Annotated in this window: 18 protein-coding genes; 14 read left to right on the top strand and 4 right to left on the bottom strand. The window is 42.5% G+C overall.

Translation table 11 applies throughout. The features are described from left to right. Nucleotides 1–20 precede the first annotated feature (20 nt). The gene (locus MKY11_RS15760; protein WP_039168976.1) at nucleotides 21–1,235 is read right to left on the bottom strand and encodes a DUF418 domain-containing protein; all 1,215 of its coding nucleotides are present in this window, start codon (nucleotides 1,233–1,235) and stop codon (nucleotides 21–23) included. A gap of 250 nt (nucleotides 1,236–1,485) precedes the next feature. Here MKY11_RS15760 and MKY11_RS15755 point away from each other — a divergent pair, with 250 nt between their 5' ends. The 9 genes from MKY11_RS15755 (at nucleotide 1,486) to MKY11_RS15715 (ending at nucleotide 10,093) form a co-directional block, all read left to right on the top strand. Next, nucleotides 1,486–2,181: a response regulator transcription factor gene (locus tag MKY11_RS15755; RefSeq protein WP_039168974.1), complete on the top strand. Its 696-nt coding sequence runs from the start codon at nucleotides 1,486–1,488 to the stop codon at nucleotides 2,179–2,181. Then, nucleotides 2,168–3,475, top strand: a complete 1,308-nt coding sequence (locus MKY11_RS15750) for a HAMP domain-containing sensor histidine kinase (RefSeq protein WP_039168972.1) — start codon at nucleotides 2,168–2,170, stop codon at nucleotides 3,473–3,475. Before MKY11_RS15755 ends, MKY11_RS15750 begins: the two co-directional genes overlap by 14 nt. A 37-nt stretch (nucleotides 3,476–3,512) precedes the next feature. Further along, nucleotides 3,513–3,941, top strand: coding sequence for a phosphate-starvation-inducible protein PsiE (psiE, locus tag MKY11_RS15745; RefSeq protein WP_008346998.1), 429 nt, complete (start codon nucleotides 3,513–3,515; stop codon nucleotides 3,939–3,941). A 291-nt stretch (nucleotides 3,942–4,232) separates the two neighbouring features. Further along, complete coding sequence (locus tag MKY11_RS15740) at nucleotides 4,233–5,144, top strand: alpha/beta hydrolase (protein WP_342501589.1); 912 nt, start codon at nucleotides 4,233–4,235, stop codon at nucleotides 5,142–5,144. A 71-nt stretch (nucleotides 5,145–5,215) separates the two neighbouring features. Continuing rightward, complete coding sequence (locus tag MKY11_RS15735) at nucleotides 5,216–6,118, top strand: alpha/beta fold hydrolase (RefSeq protein ID WP_061420116.1); 903 nt, start codon at nucleotides 5,216–5,218, stop codon at nucleotides 6,116–6,118. Between the two features lie 139 nt (nucleotides 6,119–6,257). Then, a complete protein-coding gene (locus MKY11_RS15730; protein ID WP_342501588.1) occupies nucleotides 6,258–7,211 on the top strand; it encodes an iron-siderophore ABC transporter substrate-binding protein in 954 nt (317 codons plus the stop codon). A 70-nt stretch (nucleotides 7,212–7,281) separates the two neighbouring features. After that, nucleotides 7,282–8,298, top strand: a complete 1,017-nt coding sequence (locus MKY11_RS15725) for an iron ABC transporter permease (RefSeq protein ID WP_008346988.1) — start codon at nucleotides 7,282–7,284, stop codon at nucleotides 8,296–8,298. Beyond that, complete coding sequence (locus MKY11_RS15720) at nucleotides 8,291–9,328, top strand: iron ABC transporter permease (protein ID WP_039168968.1); 1,038 nt, start codon at nucleotides 8,291–8,293, stop codon at nucleotides 9,326–9,328. The genes MKY11_RS15725 and MKY11_RS15720 overlap by 8 nt, the downstream gene beginning before the upstream one ends. Before the next feature lie 21 nt (nucleotides 9,329–9,349). Beyond that, complete coding sequence (locus MKY11_RS15715; RefSeq protein WP_342501587.1) at nucleotides 9,350–10,093, top strand: IucA/IucC family C-terminal-domain containing protein; 744 nt, start codon at nucleotides 9,350–9,352, stop codon at nucleotides 10,091–10,093. A 15-nt stretch (nucleotides 10,094–10,108) separates the two neighbouring features. Here the strand turns inward: MKY11_RS15715 and MKY11_RS15710 are convergent, their stop codons facing one another. After that, nucleotides 10,109–10,987, bottom strand: a complete 879-nt coding sequence (locus MKY11_RS15710) for an endonuclease (RefSeq protein ID WP_342501586.1) — start codon at nucleotides 10,985–10,987, stop codon at nucleotides 10,109–10,111. Nucleotides 10,988–11,160: 173 nt separating this feature from the next. Between MKY11_RS15710 and MKY11_RS15705 the strand changes: the two genes are divergently transcribed. Together MKY11_RS15705 and MKY11_RS15700 are read left to right on the top strand one after the other, a co-directional pair. Further along, on the top strand, nucleotides 11,161–12,396 hold the full coding sequence (locus tag MKY11_RS15705; protein ID WP_342501585.1) for an alanine--glyoxylate aminotransferase family protein: 1,236 nt from the start codon (nucleotides 11,161–11,163) through the stop codon (nucleotides 12,394–12,396). Nucleotides 12,397–12,559: 163 nt separating this feature from the next. Further along, nucleotides 12,560–13,753 carry a tetracycline resistance MFS efflux pump gene (locus tag MKY11_RS15700; RefSeq protein ID WP_008346860.1) on the top strand — a complete coding sequence of 398 codons (1,194 nt, stop codon included), beginning with the start codon at nucleotides 12,560–12,562 and terminating at the stop codon, nucleotides 13,751–13,753. Nucleotides 13,754–13,801: 48 nt separating this feature from the next. Here MKY11_RS15700 and MKY11_RS15695 read toward each other — a convergent pair whose 3' ends face one another. Both MKY11_RS15695 and MKY11_RS15690 read right to left on the bottom strand, forming a co-directional pair. Then, the gene (locus tag MKY11_RS15695) at nucleotides 13,802–14,959 is read right to left on the bottom strand and encodes an oxalate decarboxylase family bicupin (protein WP_342501584.1); all 1,158 of its coding nucleotides are present in this window, start codon (nucleotides 14,957–14,959) and stop codon (nucleotides 13,802–13,804) included. A gap of 64 nt (nucleotides 14,960–15,023) precedes the next feature. After that, entirely contained in the window at nucleotides 15,024–16,196 is a 1,173-nt protein-coding gene (locus MKY11_RS15690) for a helix-turn-helix domain-containing protein (RefSeq protein ID WP_342501583.1), read from the bottom strand. A 317-nt stretch (nucleotides 16,197–16,513) separates the two neighbouring features. Between MKY11_RS15690 and MKY11_RS15685 the strand changes: the two genes are divergently transcribed. From MKY11_RS15685 to MKY11_RS15675, 3 genes are all read left to right on the top strand, one after another. Further along, nucleotides 16,514–17,365, top strand: a complete 852-nt coding sequence (locus MKY11_RS15685) for a DUF72 domain-containing protein (RefSeq protein WP_173408250.1) — start codon at nucleotides 16,514–16,516, stop codon at nucleotides 17,363–17,365. Nucleotides 17,366–17,428: 63 nt separating this feature from the next. After that, nucleotides 17,429–18,802 carry a bifunctional UDP-sugar hydrolase/5'-nucleotidase gene (locus MKY11_RS15680; RefSeq protein ID WP_144679217.1) on the top strand — a complete coding sequence of 458 codons (1,374 nt, stop codon included), beginning with the start codon at nucleotides 17,429–17,431 and terminating at the stop codon, nucleotides 18,800–18,802. Nucleotides 18,803–18,869: 67 nt separating this feature from the next. Continuing rightward, nucleotides 18,870–19,175 (top strand): DUF1805 domain-containing protein, encoded by a 306-nt coding sequence (locus MKY11_RS15675; protein ID WP_007500404.1) that lies wholly within the window; start codon nucleotides 18,870–18,872, stop codon nucleotides 19,173–19,175. The last annotated feature ends 25 nt before the right edge of the window (nucleotides 19,176–19,200 follow it).

Here is a 19,200-nt window from a genome sequence, read left to right as displayed (position 1 = left end):
GTTTTTTATTATTTGCGAGACTATTTTTTAATTGAGGATGAATGTACTGTATATACTTTAGAAATTTGTTTTACCTTTCCATACGTCAGCTGCCGCCAAATATATTCCATCGGTCCATACTTAAACCGCTTTAACCAAAACGTACTGAAAAGCACAAGGAAGACATACACGCCAATAGCCAGGAAGAACGTACCAGCCGGCTGAAGATGATCGACAAGCCCCGCTCCATACTTTAGAAATAGCAAGGTTCCAATGATCGAGTGAAGCAAATAACAGGTTAGTGACATCCGTCCGACTTTTGTAAAGACCATCAAAGCACCTCGCAGCTGAGGAACGTGTAGAAATAGCATCGCGAGTGTACTCATATAGAACATACTGCCAGTTAATCCTCCGTTTTGTTCAAGGGCAGTGGCCATGTTCACCCAGAGTGTATTTTCAAAAGGATTGATCGCTACTATGATCGTACTGCTTTGAGTGATGAGAAAAGCGATTGTACAGATGATCCAAATGCGATTCCAAATTGCTTTTTTCGCCTCCATGTTTTTGAAAAACTCCATTTTCACAAAATACACACCAAGTAAAAACATGAAGAACATGGAATAGACAGTGAAAAATGAACTGGAAGCCATTGTCACCATATCTGCCCACCGGTCACCAATAGATGCTAAATAAGTCAGACTGTTGTGGCTGATTAATTCAAAATCGGCAAAGTCTGGCTTGCCTGATGATCCTGAACTGATGGTATTGAGCAGCATTGTGAAAAAGGGTGTGAACAATTGAATCACAAAGAGTGTGATCAGCCAGTTTCGGATGGTTTTGGCTGTGCGTTTGTAAAAGAAAAGCAATAAAAAGCCAGCAACTGCATAATAGGCCAAAATATCACCAATCCAAACAAAAGTTAAATGCAGAAGGCCAAACCCTAAGAGAATGGTTAATCTGCGGGCAAACAGTTTGTTCGGACTGTCCACCTTCTGAGCAGCTCGATCCATAAAAATCATAAACCCAACCCCGAATAGAAAGGAAAATAACGTAATGAACTTTCCTGAAGCAAACCAATTCACCAAGTTGTGAGATACATCATTAGACTCCATCTCAAATCCCTTGACCGAATCCACAATCAAAAAATAGTTGACCAAAATAATTCCCATTAAGGCGAATCCTCGTACGATGTCCAAGAAATGCACCCGTTCCCGCAGACTCATCGGTTGTCCGTGTGCTACTTTGTTTGCATTCATATCCATGCCCCTTTTCTTGTTATGATAAATGTCATTAGGATCAATCCATTGATCCTTACAATGAATCAATATACGTCCCAATTCTTAACAATTTATGAAGATCTAATTCTTTGAAAATAAATGTGACAAATTGATGGAGAACGGTCAATTTCATAAACTGTTAAGATTTATGCTGTATCTTTTCACATAGCTAGATGATATATAGTAAAGACATAAGAAAGTACATCACGTATCATGAGGTGAGAGAGACATGACACATCGAATATTAGTCGTAGAAGATGATCAGGATATTGGAGACCTTTTGCAGGAATCCCTTGCACGTGCTGGATATGAGGTGCTGAGAGCGATGAATGGCGAGCAAGCATTGAAGTTTGTGGACGATTCGCTCGATTTGGTGATTTTGGATGTGATGATGCCAGGCATATCAGGCATCGAAACGTGCCAACAGATAAGAGCCTCTTCTAATGTCCCGATTCTATTTCTAACAGCCAAATCAAGTACATTCGATAAAACCGAAGGCTTACTTGCCGGCGGAGATGATTATATGACAAAACCTTTTTCACAAGAGGAGCTTCATGCTAGAGTGATTGCACAATTACGCAGGTATACTGTCTATCAGGAAAAGAAGGAACAGGAAGAAACTTATCTTGTTGGAGGCAAGCTAAGGGTGAGCGAAGAATTTAATGAAGTGTGGAAAGAAAATCAACAACTCAAGCTGTCTGATTTAGAATATCGTATGTTGAAGCTGCTTATGAGCAGGCGAAACAAAATCTTTTCAGCTCAAAATATTTATGAGAGCGTGTGGGGACAGCCTTATTTCTATTGTTCTAACAATACGGTGATGGTGCATATTCGAAAGCTGCGTGCCAAAATTGAGGATGATCCGGCACGTCCTATATATATCAAAACCGAATGGGGAAGAGGATACCGATTTGGCACATCGTAAGTATACGCTAGCTAAAAAGCTGGCATTGTTGATTTTGGTGGCTGCCATTGTGAGCGGTCTTGTTTTTATGACGCTGCAAAAGATCACCAATGAGCTCATTGATGGATACTTGAGTTCGGACGAGTATTACGAGGAGGAGTCAGCTAAATATATTCAAAAATTCAGTCGTTATGTGTCTGAGAATAAGCTGTCTTCAACAGATCGACAAGCGTTTGGTGAGTGGGTGAAAAAAGAGAATTACATTAATTTGACTATCTTCAAGGATGAGGTGCTACAATATGACTCCATCTATTCATCTGCGGATGAATCGGCGTACGGAAAAGAAAAGGTGACCCAGTACGCCGATCATCATTCGTTTCCTGTTCAGTTTAGCGACGGTGAAGGTCGGGTCATGGTGGATGGTTTCTATTCGTCTCGTTACCACGATCTTGCGTTTACGCTCGAGCTGCTCGGAGCAACGCTTATTTTTCTCCTCATTGTTCTTCTCGGTATTCGCAAAAGTTTACGCTACCTGCAAACGATTCACCAAGACATTCATATTCTTGAAGGCGGCGAGCTGGACTATGAGATGACGGTGAAAGGGCATGACGAATTAGCGATGATTGCCAAAAGTATTGAGGACCTTCGTAAAGCTTTTTTGGACAAGCTTCAAGCCATCGACGAGTTGCAAGAAGAGAGCCGCAGCTTGGTTACTGAAATGTCACACGATATGAGAACACCGCTAACGTCGCTGATGATGAACTTGGAGTTTGCGAAAAAAGAGGAGGATGGAGCGGATACCCGTAAGGATCAATATATAGCAAGTGCTTATGAAAAAGCACTGCAATTGAAAAATCTATCTGATAATCTGTTCGCCTATTTTCTACTTGATAAAGAACATGAACCTGAGCTTGAGACAGTTGCAGTCAAAGAGGTCATTTACGATCTCTTATCAGATCAGGTGTCGATCTTGCAGCAAGAGACATTTAAGGTTTATCTTTTAGGAGAGCTGCCAGACAGCTATATCAATGTGAATGTCGAGGAGCTTGGCCGAGTATTTGATAATCTGATGTCGAACATACTGAAATACGCTGACCCGAAAAAAGATATCAATCTCACGTTTCTATCCGACCAAGAAATCTTTGAGATCCATATCAGCAATGCGATAAACGATACAAATGACACACAGGAAAGCACTGGACTTGGTGAACGAAGCATAAAACGAATGATGTCCCGCATGCACGGGCAGTTTGAAAGGATGGAAAAGAACGGCGTTTACTACATCGTGCTGCGTTTCTGGCACATCAAAATATAGGTGGCAAATGAATAACATGGAATGGGGAAACAATCTGATGAAACGATTCAACAATTTCCAAAAGGTACCTGATCTTCTGCAAGCCCTTCTGAATATCTGCCTGTTCTTTCTAGCGATTGCGCTAAGCGTACTCTTAATTAGTGAAACATGGTACATCGTGCAATTCGTCTATAAAACATTGTTTAACAAAGGAGAAAGCTATTATGGAATGCTTGGCGAGCTGCTGATCTTTTTTATGTATTTTGAGTTTATTGCCTTAATTATTAAATACTTTAAATCCAATTTTCATTTTCCGCTGCGCTATTTTATTTATATTGGCATCACAGCTGTCATCCGTTTGATTATCATTGATCATGAACAGGCCGTATCGACATTCTGGTGGGCACTGGCCATTCTTGCGATGACCTGTGCACTCTTTATCGCGAGCAAAAGAGATACTGCTCATGAGCATGAGGAAGTGAAGTGAGGAAGAAGAAGGACGAGTGGTCAACACCCGTCTTTTTTGTGTTTAAATGAACAGTTTTTGAATATGTGTTGATTAATGAACAATGATTGAAAGATTGACAATTGATGATGATGGATCTAGAAAATATAATATAAATAGACAGGTGTTCATAAATGAATAGATGTATAGAAAAAGTATTCTGTCCAAAGCAGTTAACGGATTCACAAGTTCTTATGTTATGCTTTAGAAAAAGAGAAACCATTCTTTTCCTAGACATTGATTGTCATCATTCTATCTATAGGGGTCGATCGTATGCGAAGTATTCAAAGTTTGTTTGTTGAATGGTTACTTGTACTTACAAAGAAGAAACTGAATGTTGAGGGGTATTTAGAAGAACGAAGAATGGCGAATCAATTACCTTATGTGCTGCCTGAGAAGTTAAAAAAGAAATATCATATCACCAAAAGCAGCGCGTTTTCAGTCGATACGTACATGTTGAAATCAGATGTGCAGCCAGATGATCATCAGGTGCTATTTTTACATGGAGGAGGCTATATTGAGCAGCCGCTCGTATGGCATTGGCGTTTCTTGGATCGATTGACGAAGCAATTAAATAGTACGGTGTATGTGCCAGTTTATCCTAAAGCACCGAATCATCAGTATATGGATGCAATCGAGAGTGTTCTCCCAGTTTACCAAGCTCTTTTAGAAAAAGGAACACCAGAAAAAATCGTCATCATGGGTGATTCTGCTGGCGGCGGTTTATCGCTCGCCTTTGCTCAATACTTAGCAAAAAAAGGTCTTCCGCAGCCTGGAAACATAATTCTATTATCACCATGGCTTGATGTGACATTAAGTAATCCTGATATCGCTAAAATGGTTCCAAAAGAGCCAATGCTCAACCTAGATTTACTGATCGAATCGGGCAAAGCCTATGCAGGTGATACAGATGAAACACATCATTTGATCAGCCCGATCTATGGAGAAATCAAATCGTTAGGACGAATTTCTGTTTTTATTGGCACTCATGAATTCTTTCTCCCAGATGCCCGGAAATTCAAAGAGATGGCAGACAAGCAGGGTGTTCCCATCAACTATATCGAATACCCAAAAATGAATCACGTCTTTCCTGTCTTCCCTATTCCCGAAGCGAACCAAGCGTTAAAACAAATTGTCGCTATTATTGAGAGTAAGACGTTCCCTTTGAGGGATATGACAAAATAGGATGCGAACATGAGGATGGCCAGCAATGCTCTAGCCATTCTCGTGTCTAATTGGAGGATCAAAAGTTAATTATGAACGAAACAGAACCGTTCTCATTTACAAGTATGCAGGAAGCAGCTCCTGTAGCTATTCCAGAAAGACAGTTCATTCAATCACATGACGGCATACGTCTTGCTTATTATCCGTTTTTATCAGAAACAAATACGCAGACCAATGTGATCATCATTCATGGTGGAGGCGCTCACAGCTTGGCTGGTTATGAGCATATCGCCTATACATTGCAACATGATTTTCACGTGAATGTGTTTTTGCTGGATTTGAGAGGCCACGGATATTCTGAAGGAAAGAAGGGGGATACACCCAAAGTCACTGACGTGTGGCAAGATATTTCGCAAGTTGTGGATGTCATCAAACAGCAGCACGAAGGAGCACTTTATCTTTGTGGTCATTCCTCTGGAGCTGGATTGCTGCTTCAATATCTATCTTGGGATGAAAAAAGAAAAGTAGACGGTTACTTTTTTATTGCTCCTGAATTTGGCTACAAATCTGACACAGCGAAGTCTAATCAAGTCCCTTTTGCCACAGTTCAAGTTTGGAAATTCGTGCTATCTGCGATGACAAAAGGAAGGCTGATGGGGCATTCAGAAGCTGTACGATTTCACTACCCAGCATGGGTGATTGCACAAGATCCACTTCTTTTAACAGGCATTACCATCAATATGTCTCTTGCCTTAACGCCATCTGCACCTCAAAAACAATTTGCAAGGCTGGACCAGCCTTATGGCATGTTTGTTGGAAGCGAGGATGAGTTATACGACGTAGACAAATTTCATCCATATCTGGCGCTTCCAAATCAGCAGGTGAAAAATCAATCTGTTTACCAAGTGATAGAAAACCATACTCATTTGTCCATTTTACTAGAATCGGGAAAAAAGATTGGGCGTACCATCCAAATGTGGAAAAGTTCCAATTAACCTGAACAACTAGTCAACACTCTACCTTTTTCTTAAAAATTTACATTGACACCATCCTTTTCTATGATAAAATCATAGTGTGATAATGAGAATCGTTATCAAACGATATGACTACATATAGAATGGATAGGTGAGGTACATGTTCAAAAAATCTTTTTGGTCGCTATTAGTTGTGCTCTCCATCGTATTACTTGCGGCTTGTGGCAGTAATAGCAGTGAAGGCAAGTCAGATAGTAATGAGAAAACAAGAACCGTTGAAAGCGCTATCGGTTCAACTGAAATTAAAGGATCGCCTAAACGTGTGGTGACGTTGTATCAAGGAGCAACAGATGCAGCCGTCGCTATGGGCATTAAACCAGTGGGTGTTGTAGAATCTTGGCTTGAAGCACCTACGTATAAATATTTAAGAGATGATTTAAAGGGTGTCAAAATTGTTGGGCAGGAAACACAACCAAACTTAGAAGAAATTGAAAAGCTGAAGCCAGATTTGATCATTGCATCAAAAATCCGTCACGAGCAAATTTTTGATCAGCTGAAAGAAATCGCTCCAACTGTTGCAACAGAAACAGTGTTCACTTTTAAAGACACAGTGAATTTAATGGGTGAAGCGTTAAACAAGCAAGACAAATCAAAAGAATTGCTGACGAAGTGGGATGACCGCGTCGCTGACTTCAAAGAAAAAGCAAAGAAAGACATTAAAAACTGGCCAATGAGTGTGTCTGTGGTGAACTTCCGTGCAGATCATGCAAGAATCTATCAAACTGGGTTTGCAGGTTCAATTTTAACAGAGCTAGGCTTTGAAGGTCCTAAAAATGTCAAAGATAAAAAGCAAGATATCATTACACTTACAGACAAAGAGAGCATTCCACAAATGGATGCAGATGTGATCTATTACTTCATGGATGATCAGGATAAAGCAGTTGAAAAAGCATATAAAGAGTGGACAAGTCATCCTTTATGGAAGCAGCTTGATGCAGTGAAAACGAAACAAGTGCATAAAGTTGATGAAATCACTTGGAACATGGCTGGCGGTATCACCGCTGCAAACATGATGCTTGATGATATTTATGATCGTCTAGGGCTTGATAAATAAGTGTAGCAGAGGAGAAAATGTGAAAAACCATTTTCTCCTTTTTCCATAACAGATTGAAAGCGGGAATCAGATGAGAAGTTTATTAAAAAAGGATTCGAGCAAGGCATTGCTATTTGCTGGATTCATCGTGTTGATGTTGGTCTTTTTTATGCTCAGTATTTCTCTTGGGCAAACCTCAATTTCCCTCAAAGCCACCATCCATGCGTTTCTTCAGTTTGATGAGTCAGATCCAAACAGTGTGATTGTCATGACATCCAGATTATCAAGAGCTTTAATTGCGACGGTTGTTGGATCAAGTCTAGCGATTTCAGGTGCACTCATGCAGGCATTGACGAGAAATCCGCTGGCTGCACCAGATCTTTTAGGTATTAATGCAGGTGGACTCTTTTTTATTGTGATTTCGATTGTTTTCTTTTCTACCGAGTCGTTAACAGGTTATATGTGGACGGCCTTTTTAGGCGCTGCCATTGCAGGTATGCTTGTCTTTCTTCTAGGCTCCATTGGAAGAGACGGACTGACACCGGTCAAAATTGTACTCGCAGGTGCTGCGATATCTGCTCTGTTTGCGTCCTTTACTCAAGGACTTTTAATCGTGAATGAACAGTCCATTCAAAGCATCCTGTTCTGGATGGCTGGTTCAGTGTCAGGAAGAAGTATAGATATGCTGCTGCCTGTGCTGCCTTATATTCTTGGGGCGACTGTGGTGGCGCTGCTTCTTGGCCGCTCGATCAATGTCCTTTTATCGGGTGATGATATTGCGAAAGGGCTTGGCCAGCGTACGTTGCTTTTGAAGATGACGATGGGGGTACTTGTCGTCTTTTTAGCAGGAGGTTCCGTCGCTGTCGCAGGATCCATTGGATTTGTTGGTTTTCTTGTGCCGCATATTGTGAAAAAGCTTGTTGGACCTGACCACCGCTGGGTACTGCCGTATTGTGCCGTTGTAGGGGCGTCGCTTTTACTTGTCGCAGATCTTGCCGCTCGTTTTCTGATCATGCCGCAGGAAGTACCTATTGGTGTCATGACGGCAATTGCAGGAGCGCCTCTATTTGTTTATCTCGTGCGCAAGGGGTTGAAGACAGGTGGCTAAAACATATACAGTGCGTTCAAAGGGCGGGCGCATTTCATTTCAATTTTCAAAGCGGACGTTTTTGATTTTACTATTATTGACAGGCGTTGCCTTTGGTTTATTTATTCTGAGCCTTTGTATGGGCAGCCGCTTTATTCCGCCTACTGATGTGCTGCTGCATATCTTCGGACAAGGCGAGGGAAATACGTTTGTATTAAATACGTTGAGGATTCCAAGGACCCTGCTTGCGGTTTTAGTGGGAGCGGCACTTGCGGTATCGGGGCTTATTTTACAAGGTCTCATTCGAAATCCGCTTGCATCGCCTGACATCATAGGAATTACGAGCGGTGCGTCGTTTGGCGCCATTATGTTCATCGTCTTTTGGATGGGCACTGTGCCTATTGCTTATCAGTCGTTGTGGGCCATTGCAGGCGCTTTTGCGGTATCATGCCTCATTTATTTGCTTTCATGGAAAAAAGGCGTCAAGCCGATCACGCTCGTCTTGATGGGGATTGGGATTTCCGCCATTATGAAGGCGTGTGTGACGTTTACTCTTGTGCTCAGCGATACGATGACCACGACCAAGTCATACATCTGGCTGACGGGCAGTTTATATGGTTCTACAATGAAGGACGTCATCGCAATGCTTCCTTGGGTATTGATTATTTTACCGATTGTCATGGTGCTGGCAAGAACGATGAATGTGAAGGAGCTTGGAGATGATCTTGCAACAGGTCTCGGGGTCAAGGTTCAGGCGAAGCGGTTATTCTTTCTACTGATGAGTGTGACATTAGCCGGTATTGCCGTTGCATTCGCAGGTGGTATTGAATTTGTCGGACTGATGGCGCCACATGTGGCAAGGATGATCATCGGTCGTTCCTTTATTGCGCTTGTTCCAGCATCTGCGCTTGTTGGAAGTATTCTCGTGATGCTGGCAGACTTAGTTGCGAGAACGGCTTTTCTCCCGTTAGATGTCCCGGCAGGTGTTTTTACGGCTGCAATTGGTGCACCGTTCTTTATTTATTTGTTATATCAACAGCGAAATCGTTAAACGAAAGATGGGGGTTTTGATATGAAGCCAGAGTGGGTTGAGAGAGAATTACTTGATTTCGGGGTACACATCACAAATGGACCAATGACATCTGATCGCACACTGGCTGCGCTTTTTTCAGAAGCATCTATCAGACGTTTATTAGAAGCTGAAAAGGAAGCGATGCATGCACCGAATATAGCAGTGGCGGCGTCCATGTTTTCAAAACGCTATGCCTATTTAGCTGTTAGTTCTACTTTGTACTTGATGACAATGTATGATGCTGTCTACCGATTTTCACCAGAGGCGTGTGTCTTTAGAGAAGATCGTAAAATTGAGCTAGATGAAACGCTCTGTTCATTTGTTCAGTTAGAAGGAGATCGTCATGAGTGGAGAGAACAGGTCGTCCGCACGCTATTTACGCAGTGTGTCACACCTCTTTTAGATGTATTGAAACGTACTTCAAGACTTCCGTATTCAATTTTATGGGAAAATGTAGCGGTACGTATCAATTCTCTTTACCGTAGCATGATGCGAGAAACGGAAGAGCCTAAAATGAAAGAGCGCGTACGTGAGGATTATTTGTTTCTGAAGAAGGCGTCGGGTGATCTTTTCGGAGTGAATCAAAATCCTTTTCAGCACAGCTTAAATTTAGATGAAAGTTTGCTAGACACATCAAATCGAAAGACTTGCTGTATGTATTATAAGCTTGAGAAAAAATCAGAGAGCCTTGATTATTGTCTCGTCTGTCCGCTTGAAAAAAAGAAAGGCACTGCTTGTTCATAGCAGTGCCTCTCTTTTTTATTCCCAAATATCGCTTACCCATTCAGGGTGATCAATAAAAGGATTGCGATTGTGCTGGTACGTTTGATAGATGATTTCGTTACGATTCCGTTCGATTTGATCGACTGGATCTTGCTTGTGCCATTTCAATAGGACAGACATTTTGCCGTGAAGAGGGGCGCTTCCATTATTCACTTTGTTGTTCAATTCTAAATCTGGGAAACGGTCATCGCCTTCATATCGGACAGCCATATAAAAGAGCATTCTTGCTACATCTCCTTTCACCCGGCTATGAGGTTCAAATGAGTCGCTGTCGTAGAAGTTGCCCGGCGCTCCCTTGTATTCATTTCCGCCTATATCAAAATCTAAATTTCCTCGTGTGCTATTCGTTTGTACGTCTGTTGCCCGAAGGTGATGGAGATCTGTACCAGGTCCCTGGCTCGTCCCAAAATTGCCGTGAGATTTAGCCCACACATGCTCCCGGTTCCACTGTCCCACGTTTCCTCCATTTGCTTGCTTTGACCTGGAGATACCGCTATAGAGCAAAAGCACATTGCTTGGATTTTTTGGATCTTCATCCGTTTTCTTTAATGCGTCCCAAACCTGGCTGTAGGATAGCTGCGTATGATCATCAATAATATCGTGTAATGCTTTCTTAAGAGCAGGCCCAGATTTGCCAGCAGCAGATTGGTAATAGGAATCAATTTGACTTGAAGCAGTTGTTTTCGCATGTTGAGCAGATGTTTCGGTTTGTAGCTGTAACGGGGGAAAGGTGATGGTTTGACTCGGTTCATTCAGAGTAAAGCCTTGAGCATTTGCAGCGGGAGGCAGCGGAGCGGCAAATGTACCGAAAATCATGATTCCGGCGGCCACAGTTCCAAATAAAGATCTTTTCATTCTATTTCCTCCTTCATAGGGAATGTATACTCTTTAGTTCTATCATATTGCCATAAAGAAATAAATGGATTTATCGTAAATTTTATGTAACCAATTCGTAAGAAAAGAGATTGCTATTTTATCAGCATTGCTGTATAAGTGGGCATATAAGGATGGACACAGCAAGGGAGAGGATGGATAACGTGAAAGAACTACACACACCTACTAGAACCATTATGACACCAGGACCTGTCGAAGTAGATCCGAGAGTCCTTCGAGTGATGAGTACACCAATTCTTGGTCAATTTGATCCTGCATTTACAGAGATCATGAATGAAACGATGACCTTATTACGATCACTTTTTCAAACAGAAAATGAATGGGCTTATCCAATTGATGGGACGTCCCGCTCAGGACTTGAAGCTGTGCTTGCCAGTGTGATCGAGCCCGGAGATGTGATGCTTGTTCCGGTCTTTGGACGCTTCGGTCATTTGCTGATTGAAATTGGACAGCGCTATGGTGCTGAGGTACATACAATGGAATGTGAATGGGGAACGGTTTTTAAGCAAGACGACATCATCGCAGAGATGCATCAAGTCAAGCCGAAAATTATTGCGATGGTTCATGGTGAAACATCTACCGGAAGATTACAGCCGCTTGAGAAAATTGGTGAAGCATGCCGAGCACTTGATGCGCTTTTTATTGTAGACGCTGTGGCGACAATTGGTGGTGTCGAGGTCAAGGTAGACGAATGGAAAATCGATGCGGCAATTGGGGGCTCGCAGAAATGCTTGTCTGTTCCATCAGGGATGTCACCGATCACATATAATGAACGAGTGGCTGACGTCGTACAATCGAGAAAGAAAGTAGAAAAAGGGATTGCAACACAGGACGAACTGCAAAAACAGGTAGACATTTCTCCAATCAAAAGCAATTACTTTGATCTAAGCCAGCTGCAAGATTATTGGAGCCCGAGGCGGTTAAATCATCATACAGAAGCGACAACGATGCTTTATGCACTGAGAGAAGGGGTTCGACTTGTGCTAGAGGAAGGTCTGGAGGAACGTTTTCAGCGCCACTTGTTTCATGAAAAGGCTTTAATGGCAGGACTTGAAGCGATGGGGCTTGAATTATTTGGTGATCCAGACTGCAAAATGCCGGTCGTGACGTGTATCGTCATTCCAAATGATATCGACGGAGAAGCGGTCCGGGCTGATCTTCTTCATCATTTTGGAATTGAAATTGCGAGTTCATTTGGACCGCTTGCAGGACGGATATGGAGAATTGGCTCAATGGGCTATAGCTGCCGAAAGGAAAATATTCTATTTGTTTTAGCAGGCCTTGAAGCCATCTTGATGAAGTACGGAGCAGCTATCAATTGTGGCGCTGGGTTACAGGCGGCTCTTTCCATCTATGAACAAGCTGAATAAAAAAGGGATTCTCAAAATACTCGCCACCAGCGGGTATTTTTTATTTGGGAAAAAACGCTGTTTTTTGAAAAACTAGACTTATAGAGAACGATATCGCTATACTGAAGAAGTTCTTATCATTTTTGTCATCATTTTCATTTATTTTGAAGAAAGAGGTTTTAATATGAAAAAAATGGGCAGATTGTACATTTTGATGCTCAATATTTTTATTGCCATGCTTGGATTTGGTCTGATCGTTCCTGTCATGCCAAGTTATATTGAAGCCTTTGGCGCAACTGGGAAAACACTTGGTTTCCTCGTTGCTGCAACTGGCCTCACACAATTTGCTTTATCACCCGTCGCTGGAGCGCTGACTGATCGATTTGGACGCAGAAAATTGATTATTGCCGGGATTGCCGGCTTTACGATTGCCCAGTTTATTTTTGCATTTGCGGATCAGCTTTGGATGCTGTTTGTGTCTCGGTTTTTTGGTGGTGCTGCCGGAGCTTTACTCATGCCCGCCATGTTTGCATACATCGCTGATATCACAAGTGAGAAGGATCGAGGGAAAGGAATGGGGCTATTTAGTGCAGCAATGACGTTAGGTTTTGTCATTGGACCAGGCGTAGGCGGTTATTTGGTTGAGTTTGGGATTGCTTTTCCTTTCCTCATCGCTGGTTCCTTTGCAGCCCTGTCGACGCTGTTGTCTTTCTTGTTCTTACCTGAAACTTTAACAAAGGAAAAGCAGGAAGAAGCACGATTGAATAAAGAGCTTCATTTCAATCCTTTTACGCAGATGATTCAGGCTTTAAAAACACCATACGGTTTTTTGTTTATCTTGGCCTTTGTTTTGAATTTCGGAATCATTCATTTTGAATCGATTTTTGGCTTATATGTGGACCAAAAACATGGCTTTACACCGAAGGATATTGCATTTGTCATTACGGTAGCTGGACTTGCGGGTGTCATCGTTCAAGGTGCTTTAGTAAATACCTTTGTGAAACGATTTGGCGAAATGCGTGTCGTCCGGTATGCCCTTTTAGCTGCGGCGTTTATGCTGATCGCCTGCCGCTTTGCCCCTTCCTTTTGGCTAATTTTTACGGGTTCCATTTTGTTTTTATCGGCCACCTCGTTTGTTCGTCCAGCCCTCAATACATTACTATCTAAAATGGCAGGGAATCAGCAGGGGGTAGCAGGCGGCCTCAATACCTCCTTTATGAGCCTTGCGAATATCGTCGGGCCAAGTCTTGCGGGTATTTTATTTGATGTGAATATTGAGCTGCCATTTATGTTTGGAACGCTGGTGCTTTGTATGAGTTTCATTGCTTCTATTTTATGGGCGAAAAAAGCGCAGCAACATTCCCATGCCGTATCGTAAAGACAGCATAGAAAAAACCGATCAGCACAAATGGATCGGTTTTTTTCGTCATTGCTCATACTTCACGACTGGTGATTTTTCTTTATGCAGCGCATGAATCAATGCATCGTCCACATGCAAATGCTCCTTCACTAATTGAGGAGGGGTTAAGGCCATCCATTGGTTCAATGAAATATCAGCAAATCGATCGCTTTTAAACATTTCTAGAAACCAAAGGCTCGTTTGCCCAATATTTTGTATGTAATGCCCCATTCCGAAAGGAACATAACCAACATCACCTGCTCTGTAATTAAAGGTGCGAGCTGTCCCGCCTGCTCCAAAAACCGTCATTTTGGCTGTACCGGTTAAATAGTATTGCCACTCATCATTATTCGGGTGCCAGTGCATTTCTCTCATCCCGCCAGGTTTTACCTCCACAAGTGCAGCAGCAATGGTTTTAGATACTGGAAAATTGCGTGAGTCGACGATTCGCACTGTTCCCCCAGAGGTCACGATTGGTTTTTGACGAAGGAGCTGGTGGGTAAATGGCGGTTTGATGCCGCCGTATGGATCAGAGACTGTTTGGCTTTCAATGGATGCCGGTGAAGAGCCTTGAAACATATAGCGCTGTTTATGTGGAATGTGATCAAACAGCTTGATTGGCACGCCGAAATTAGCAGAAAGAATGTCTTTTGGTGTATGAGCAAACCAGTCTGTGATGGTGAACGTATCAAATTCAGAAAAAGCACCATCATCAAACACAAGGAGAAACTCACAGCCATCCTCAAGACCTTGAATGGAGTGCGGAATACCGGGCGGGAAATACCACAAGTCTCCTTCTTCTACATCAGCGATCATATTCCGTCCTTCTGCATCTACAGATGTGATCCGGGCTTTGCCTAAAATCATATATGCCCATTCCGCCTGCTTATGCCAATGAAGCTCACGAACACCTCCGCGCGTAAGCCGCATGTTTACACCAGCAATCGTTGTTGAAACAGGCAGCTCTCGCTCGGTAATTTCCCTCGACCAGCCGCCATGATTCAAGTGCATATGTGTATCAGAATATGAAAATTTTAAATTAGGAATCGTCCCCGCATCCGTTTTAGGGGGAACGAACATATCTGGGTTCTCCATATCGCGCAGAACGTCTCGCGGGCCTAAATCGGTTGCGCCGGCCCCATCGTCTCGAATCGGTTGCGGGATGTGACGAATCTCCTCATCCATTTGACACCACTCCTTGTCATTCACATTTCTCCTCCAAAATATATGAGGCGTAAGAAAAAAAGATTCAATTGGAATCGGATGAAAGGTGCTTTTGAATCCGCAAAGCTAATCGCAAGCGCAATGTTGCATCAGGATCTTTTAAGCTGATCTGGAGCAGTTCTTCACATTTCTCCAGTCGATATATCACGGTGTTGCGATGAACAGATAAACGTTTGGCTGTTTCTGAAATATGGCAATGTGTTTCGACATAAACAGATAAGGTGTGGAGAAGGTTTGGATCGACTTGTGATTGTTCATATAATGGGTGGAGATACCGCTCATAGAATGTTGTTAAATCTTTTGGTGGGATGAGCTTCAGTAAATCTGACACATCTTTTGCTTGATAGAACTGAATATATTCAGCTCGTAATGAGAGCTGGCCTGATTGCAGAGCATGGGCAGCTTCACTGAATCCTTTTGGCAGATCGGTGATGAGATAACCGCTTAAGCTTACACCAAAGGAAATGGTGGCATTCACATGCTGTTTAATAAGGATCTGCATTTGTTTTAAAAAAGAGCAGATCGATTTGTTCATTGCCTGCCAGCCGCCAGTCTCTTCTATAAGGAAGATGCCGATATCTCCTTTGACAAAAAGAAAGGCGGGAAATGGACAGTGCGAAAGGGTGCTTTCAAGTAAAGCAAACACATCATCTACAAGGGTTTGCTGCTTAAGGAAACAAGAGAAATGACTGCTCTGATCAAGTTGAGAGACGATACATAAATAGGGAATCGTTGTGTTTAATCCAAACATGAGTGCCAGACGGGTGACATCTTGCTCTGAGGAAATCATCCCCTCCATCCATTTGCGAAACCATTCATTTTTGGCTCGCTCTGTGGATTGCTTGATGGCATGTTGTTTGATGCGCAAAATGGACATGGCATTTACAGCTTGTACAATTGTCAAATGTAGCCCCATGTCGTCTTGAGGGTGAATGAAGGCTGGAACGACTAAATAATCATAAGCTTGTTCGTTTATATAGATAGGAAAAACAGAAACGCTTTCTTTTGAATGAACCATAGAAAAATAATGCTGCTGCGTACTGTGAAACAAGCGGAGCATTTGTATCCAATCTGGATTTGTCATACCTTGGGGTGAGGTGAAAAGAATACGTCCATACTGATTGATCAAATAGACAGGCTGATGAATTCTTTGGGCCACTTTTTGCAATGCTTCAACATAATGATCGACAATGTTCATATCCACTCATTCTCCTTTTTTTAGAGCTGAAGCCTTTGGTGAAGATGAATAAAAAAATGGACAATCGCTGTCAAAGTCTCTGATATCAATTTTATGTTATCAGCTCCATTCAATTTAGATAGAAAGTTGTGATGTAATATCACAAAAAAGATGGCAGGGCAAAATCACGTCACATCAGTCATCTTCATTCAGAAAAATGGGTAAATATGATATGTTGTAGACAGAAGAATTTCTTTCAGAAAGATGGGTATCCCAAGAAACAAAGACTTTCAATGGGAAAATCCGTTTAGACAAGCAAGTGGCAAGAGGTGAGATAGATGATTTATATCGGATTAACTGGCTGGGGCGATCATGACAGTCTGTACCCGCCGAGAATCGGCAGCTCTCAAAAGCTGTTTCACTACGCATCAACGTTCCCCATTGTGGAACTGGATGCAAGCTTTTATGCTGTTCAGCCTGAGCGGAACCATGAAAAATGGATAAAAGATACGCCAGACGCCTTTCAATTTGTTGTGAAAGCATATCAAGGAATGACCGGGCATCAAAGAGGCGAGATCCCGTTTGCTTCAAAGGAAGAAATGTTTGACGCCTTTATTCTTTCACTGACTCCTCTCATTCGAGCAGGGAAACTGGCGATGGTTCTGTTTCAATTTCCACCATGGTTTGATTGCAAAAAGGAGCACGTCCACTATTTAAGATGGTGTAAGGAGAAGATGGGGAACATTCCTTGTGCACTCGAATTCCGAAATCGAACTTGGTTTTCAGACGAGTTTTATGAACAAACCTTATCCTTTATGGAGAAAGAAGGGTGGATTCATTCCGTCTGTGATGAACCGCAAGTCGGAGAAGGGTCTATACCGCCAGTCATAAAAGCCACACACCGTGACAAAACATTGGTCCGTTTCCACGGAAGAAATAAACAAGGCTGGCTTCACCCGGCAGATCATGAGAACTGGCGTGAAGTTCGTTACTTATATTTATATAATGAAGCTGAACTAAAGGAATGGAAAAAGAACATCGACATCCTGCATCAACAATCGAAAGATGTATATGTCGTATTTAATAATAACTCAGGCGGAGATGCGGCAGCGAATGGCCAGCAAATGATTGATTTGCTGGATTTGACGTATTCAAGCTTATCCCCGAAGCAGTTAGATTTATTTAGTTAAACGAGAGCTGTGGCTTTCAATTTGAACGATACGGTTCAGTGACAACTTGAGGGAGAGATCAACATGCTGCAGAAGCTATGGTTATATCATACAAACGACTTGCACAGCCACTTTGAAAACTGGCCAAAAATCGCAGCTTATATTGAAGAAAAGCGTCAAGTTCACGATCAGATGCTCTTATTTGATATTGGCGATCATATGGATCGAGTAAACCTTGTATCAGAAGCGGATTATGGAAAAGTGAATGTCAAACTTCTCAATCAGCTTGGCTATGATGGAGTCACAATTGGTAATAATGAAGGCATTACGTTGCCTCATGAGCAGCTCGACCAATTGTACAAAGACGCGCAATTCCCGGTGATTTTATCTAATTTATTTGAAAAAGGCAAAAGACCATCGTGGGCAAAGCCTTATGAAGTGATCACGTTGAACAATGGACTGAAGATCGCCGTCTTAGGGGTGACCATTGCGTATACACCTGTCTATGAAAAGCTGGGCTGGGACATTACAGACCCATTTGAGAGCATACGGGAGATGCTACAAGAAGTGAAAGGACAAGCCGATGTCATTGTTCTTCTTTCCCATCTAGGCATCATCCATGATCGAGAGGTAGCCCATGACTTCCCGGAAATCGACATCATCTTAGGCTCACATACGCATCATCTTTTAGAACAGGGCGAGATGGATAATGGCGTTCTTCTTGCATGTGCTGAAAAGTATGGGCATTATATTGGCTGTGTCGAGCTGACCATTGACACAGCGAGTAGCGAGCTCATCGAGAAAAAAGCGACGGTGCAATCAGTGGACCAGCTGATCAGTGAATCCGATGAAGCGATCACGACTTTACAGAAAGCAGAAAGACGAGCGAAGTCACTCATGCAGGAAAAAGTGACATCCATTAAATCAAAGCTCGAAACAAAGTGGTTTGATGATTCCCAGCTTCCGCAACTTTTAACAGATGCCATTAAAGAATGGTGCGAGGCAGATATCGGCATGATGAATGCTGGGATGGTGCTTGATTCATTAGAGGCTGGCATCGTCACAAGAGAAGACATTCACCGGATATGCCCGCATCCCATTAATCCAATCAGGGTGACACTTACTGGGAAGCAATTGATCGAAACAGTGTCTCGTGGCTGTGAAGAAAAAATGGAACAGCTACGCATCAAAGGCTTTGGCTTTAGAGGCGAACTGATGGGGAAAATGCTATACAGCGGTTTGACTTATTCATTAGAAGAGGGCGAAGCCAAACGAGTAAAAGAGGTTTATGTAAACGGCGAGCTGATCCAAGAGGACGTGTCCTATACAGTTGGCACAGTAGATATGTATACACTTGGTTCTCTTTTTCCTCATATACGTGACCATGAACACATTGAATATTTCATGCCGGAATTTTTACGTGATGTCCTGAGCTGGCGATTGAAGGACGCAAAGTGAAATCCGCTCCAGCCTAACAACACTTGCCCTCCCTTCACATAGATTGTGTTGAAGGGAGTGAAGGGATATGGTGAATTTAACACCTATTACAATTGATGGCCATTCCTTTACAGCCGTCACCGTCAAACTGCCAAAGACCAATTTCATGGCAGTGACAAATGAGCATGGTTATATTATGTGCGGTGCACTTGATGTCGGGCTCCTAAATGAAAAGCTTGCAGATAGAGGAATCATCGCAGGAAGAGCAGTCGGTGTAAGAACCATCGAGCAATTGCTGGATGCACCTTTAGAATCTGTGACATATGCCGCTGAGTCGCTCGGCATTCATGCTGGCACAATTGGAAGAGATGCATTATTAAAAATGGTGAAATAAAATGAACAGATGATTCCTATCCCCC

It is taken from the genome of Bacillus sp. FSL W7-1085 (assembly GCF_038595035.1).
GTDB lineage: Bacteria > Bacillota > Bacilli > Bacillales > Bacillaceae > Bacillus > Bacillus altitudinis.
The sequence above is the reverse complement of the archived record's forward strand: the minus strand, read 5'-3'. Positions and strand labels throughout refer to the sequence as shown.

Coding starts and splice junctions, on each gene's coding strand:
- MKY11_RS15695 (WP_342501584.1), bottom strand. CDS start 14,959: ATGGATGAGGAGATTCGTCACATCCCGCAACCGATTCGAGACGATGGG.
- MKY11_RS15710 (WP_342501586.1), bottom strand. CDS start 10,987: ATGAAAAGATCTTTATTTGGAACTGTGGCCGCCGGAATCATGATTTTC.
- MKY11_RS15760 (WP_039168976.1), bottom strand. CDS start 1,235: ATGAATGCAAACAAAGTAGCACACGGACAACCGATGAGTCTGCGGGAA.
- MKY11_RS15680 (WP_144679217.1), top strand. CDS start 17,429: ATGCTGCAGAAGCTATGGTTATATCATACAAACGACTTGCACAGCCAC.
- MKY11_RS15755 (WP_039168974.1), top strand. CDS start 1,486: ATGACACATCGAATATTAGTCGTAGAAGATGATCAGGATATTGGAGAC.
- MKY11_RS15705 (WP_342501585.1), top strand. CDS start 11,161: ATGGATAACGTGAAAGAACTACACACACCTACTAGAACCATTATGACA.
- MKY11_RS15690 (WP_342501583.1), bottom strand. CDS start 16,196: ATGAACATTGTCGATCATTATGTTGAAGCATTGCAAAAAGTGGCCCAA.
- MKY11_RS15685 (WP_173408250.1), top strand. CDS start 16,514: ATGATTTATATCGGATTAACTGGCTGGGGCGATCATGACAGTCTGTAC.
- MKY11_RS15740 (WP_342501589.1), top strand. CDS start 4,233: ATGCGAAGTATTCAAAGTTTGTTTGTTGAATGGTTACTTGTACTTACA.
- MKY11_RS15700 (WP_008346860.1), top strand. CDS start 12,560: ATGAAAAAAATGGGCAGATTGTACATTTTGATGCTCAATATTTTTATT.
- MKY11_RS15735 (WP_061420116.1), top strand. CDS start 5,216: ATGAACGAAACAGAACCGTTCTCATTTACAAGTATGCAGGAAGCAGCT.
- psiE (WP_008346998.1), top strand. CDS start 3,513: ATGAAACGATTCAACAATTTCCAAAAGGTACCTGATCTTCTGCAAGCC.
- MKY11_RS15675 (WP_007500404.1), top strand. CDS start 18,870: ATGGTGAATTTAACACCTATTACAATTGATGGCCATTCCTTTACAGCC.
- MKY11_RS15715 (WP_342501587.1), top strand. CDS start 9,350: ATGAAGCCAGAGTGGGTTGAGAGAGAATTACTTGATTTCGGGGTACAC.
- MKY11_RS15725 (WP_008346988.1), top strand. CDS start 7,282: ATGAGAAGTTTATTAAAAAAGGATTCGAGCAAGGCATTGCTATTTGCT.
- MKY11_RS15730 (WP_342501588.1), top strand. CDS start 6,258: ATGTTCAAAAAATCTTTTTGGTCGCTATTAGTTGTGCTCTCCATCGTA.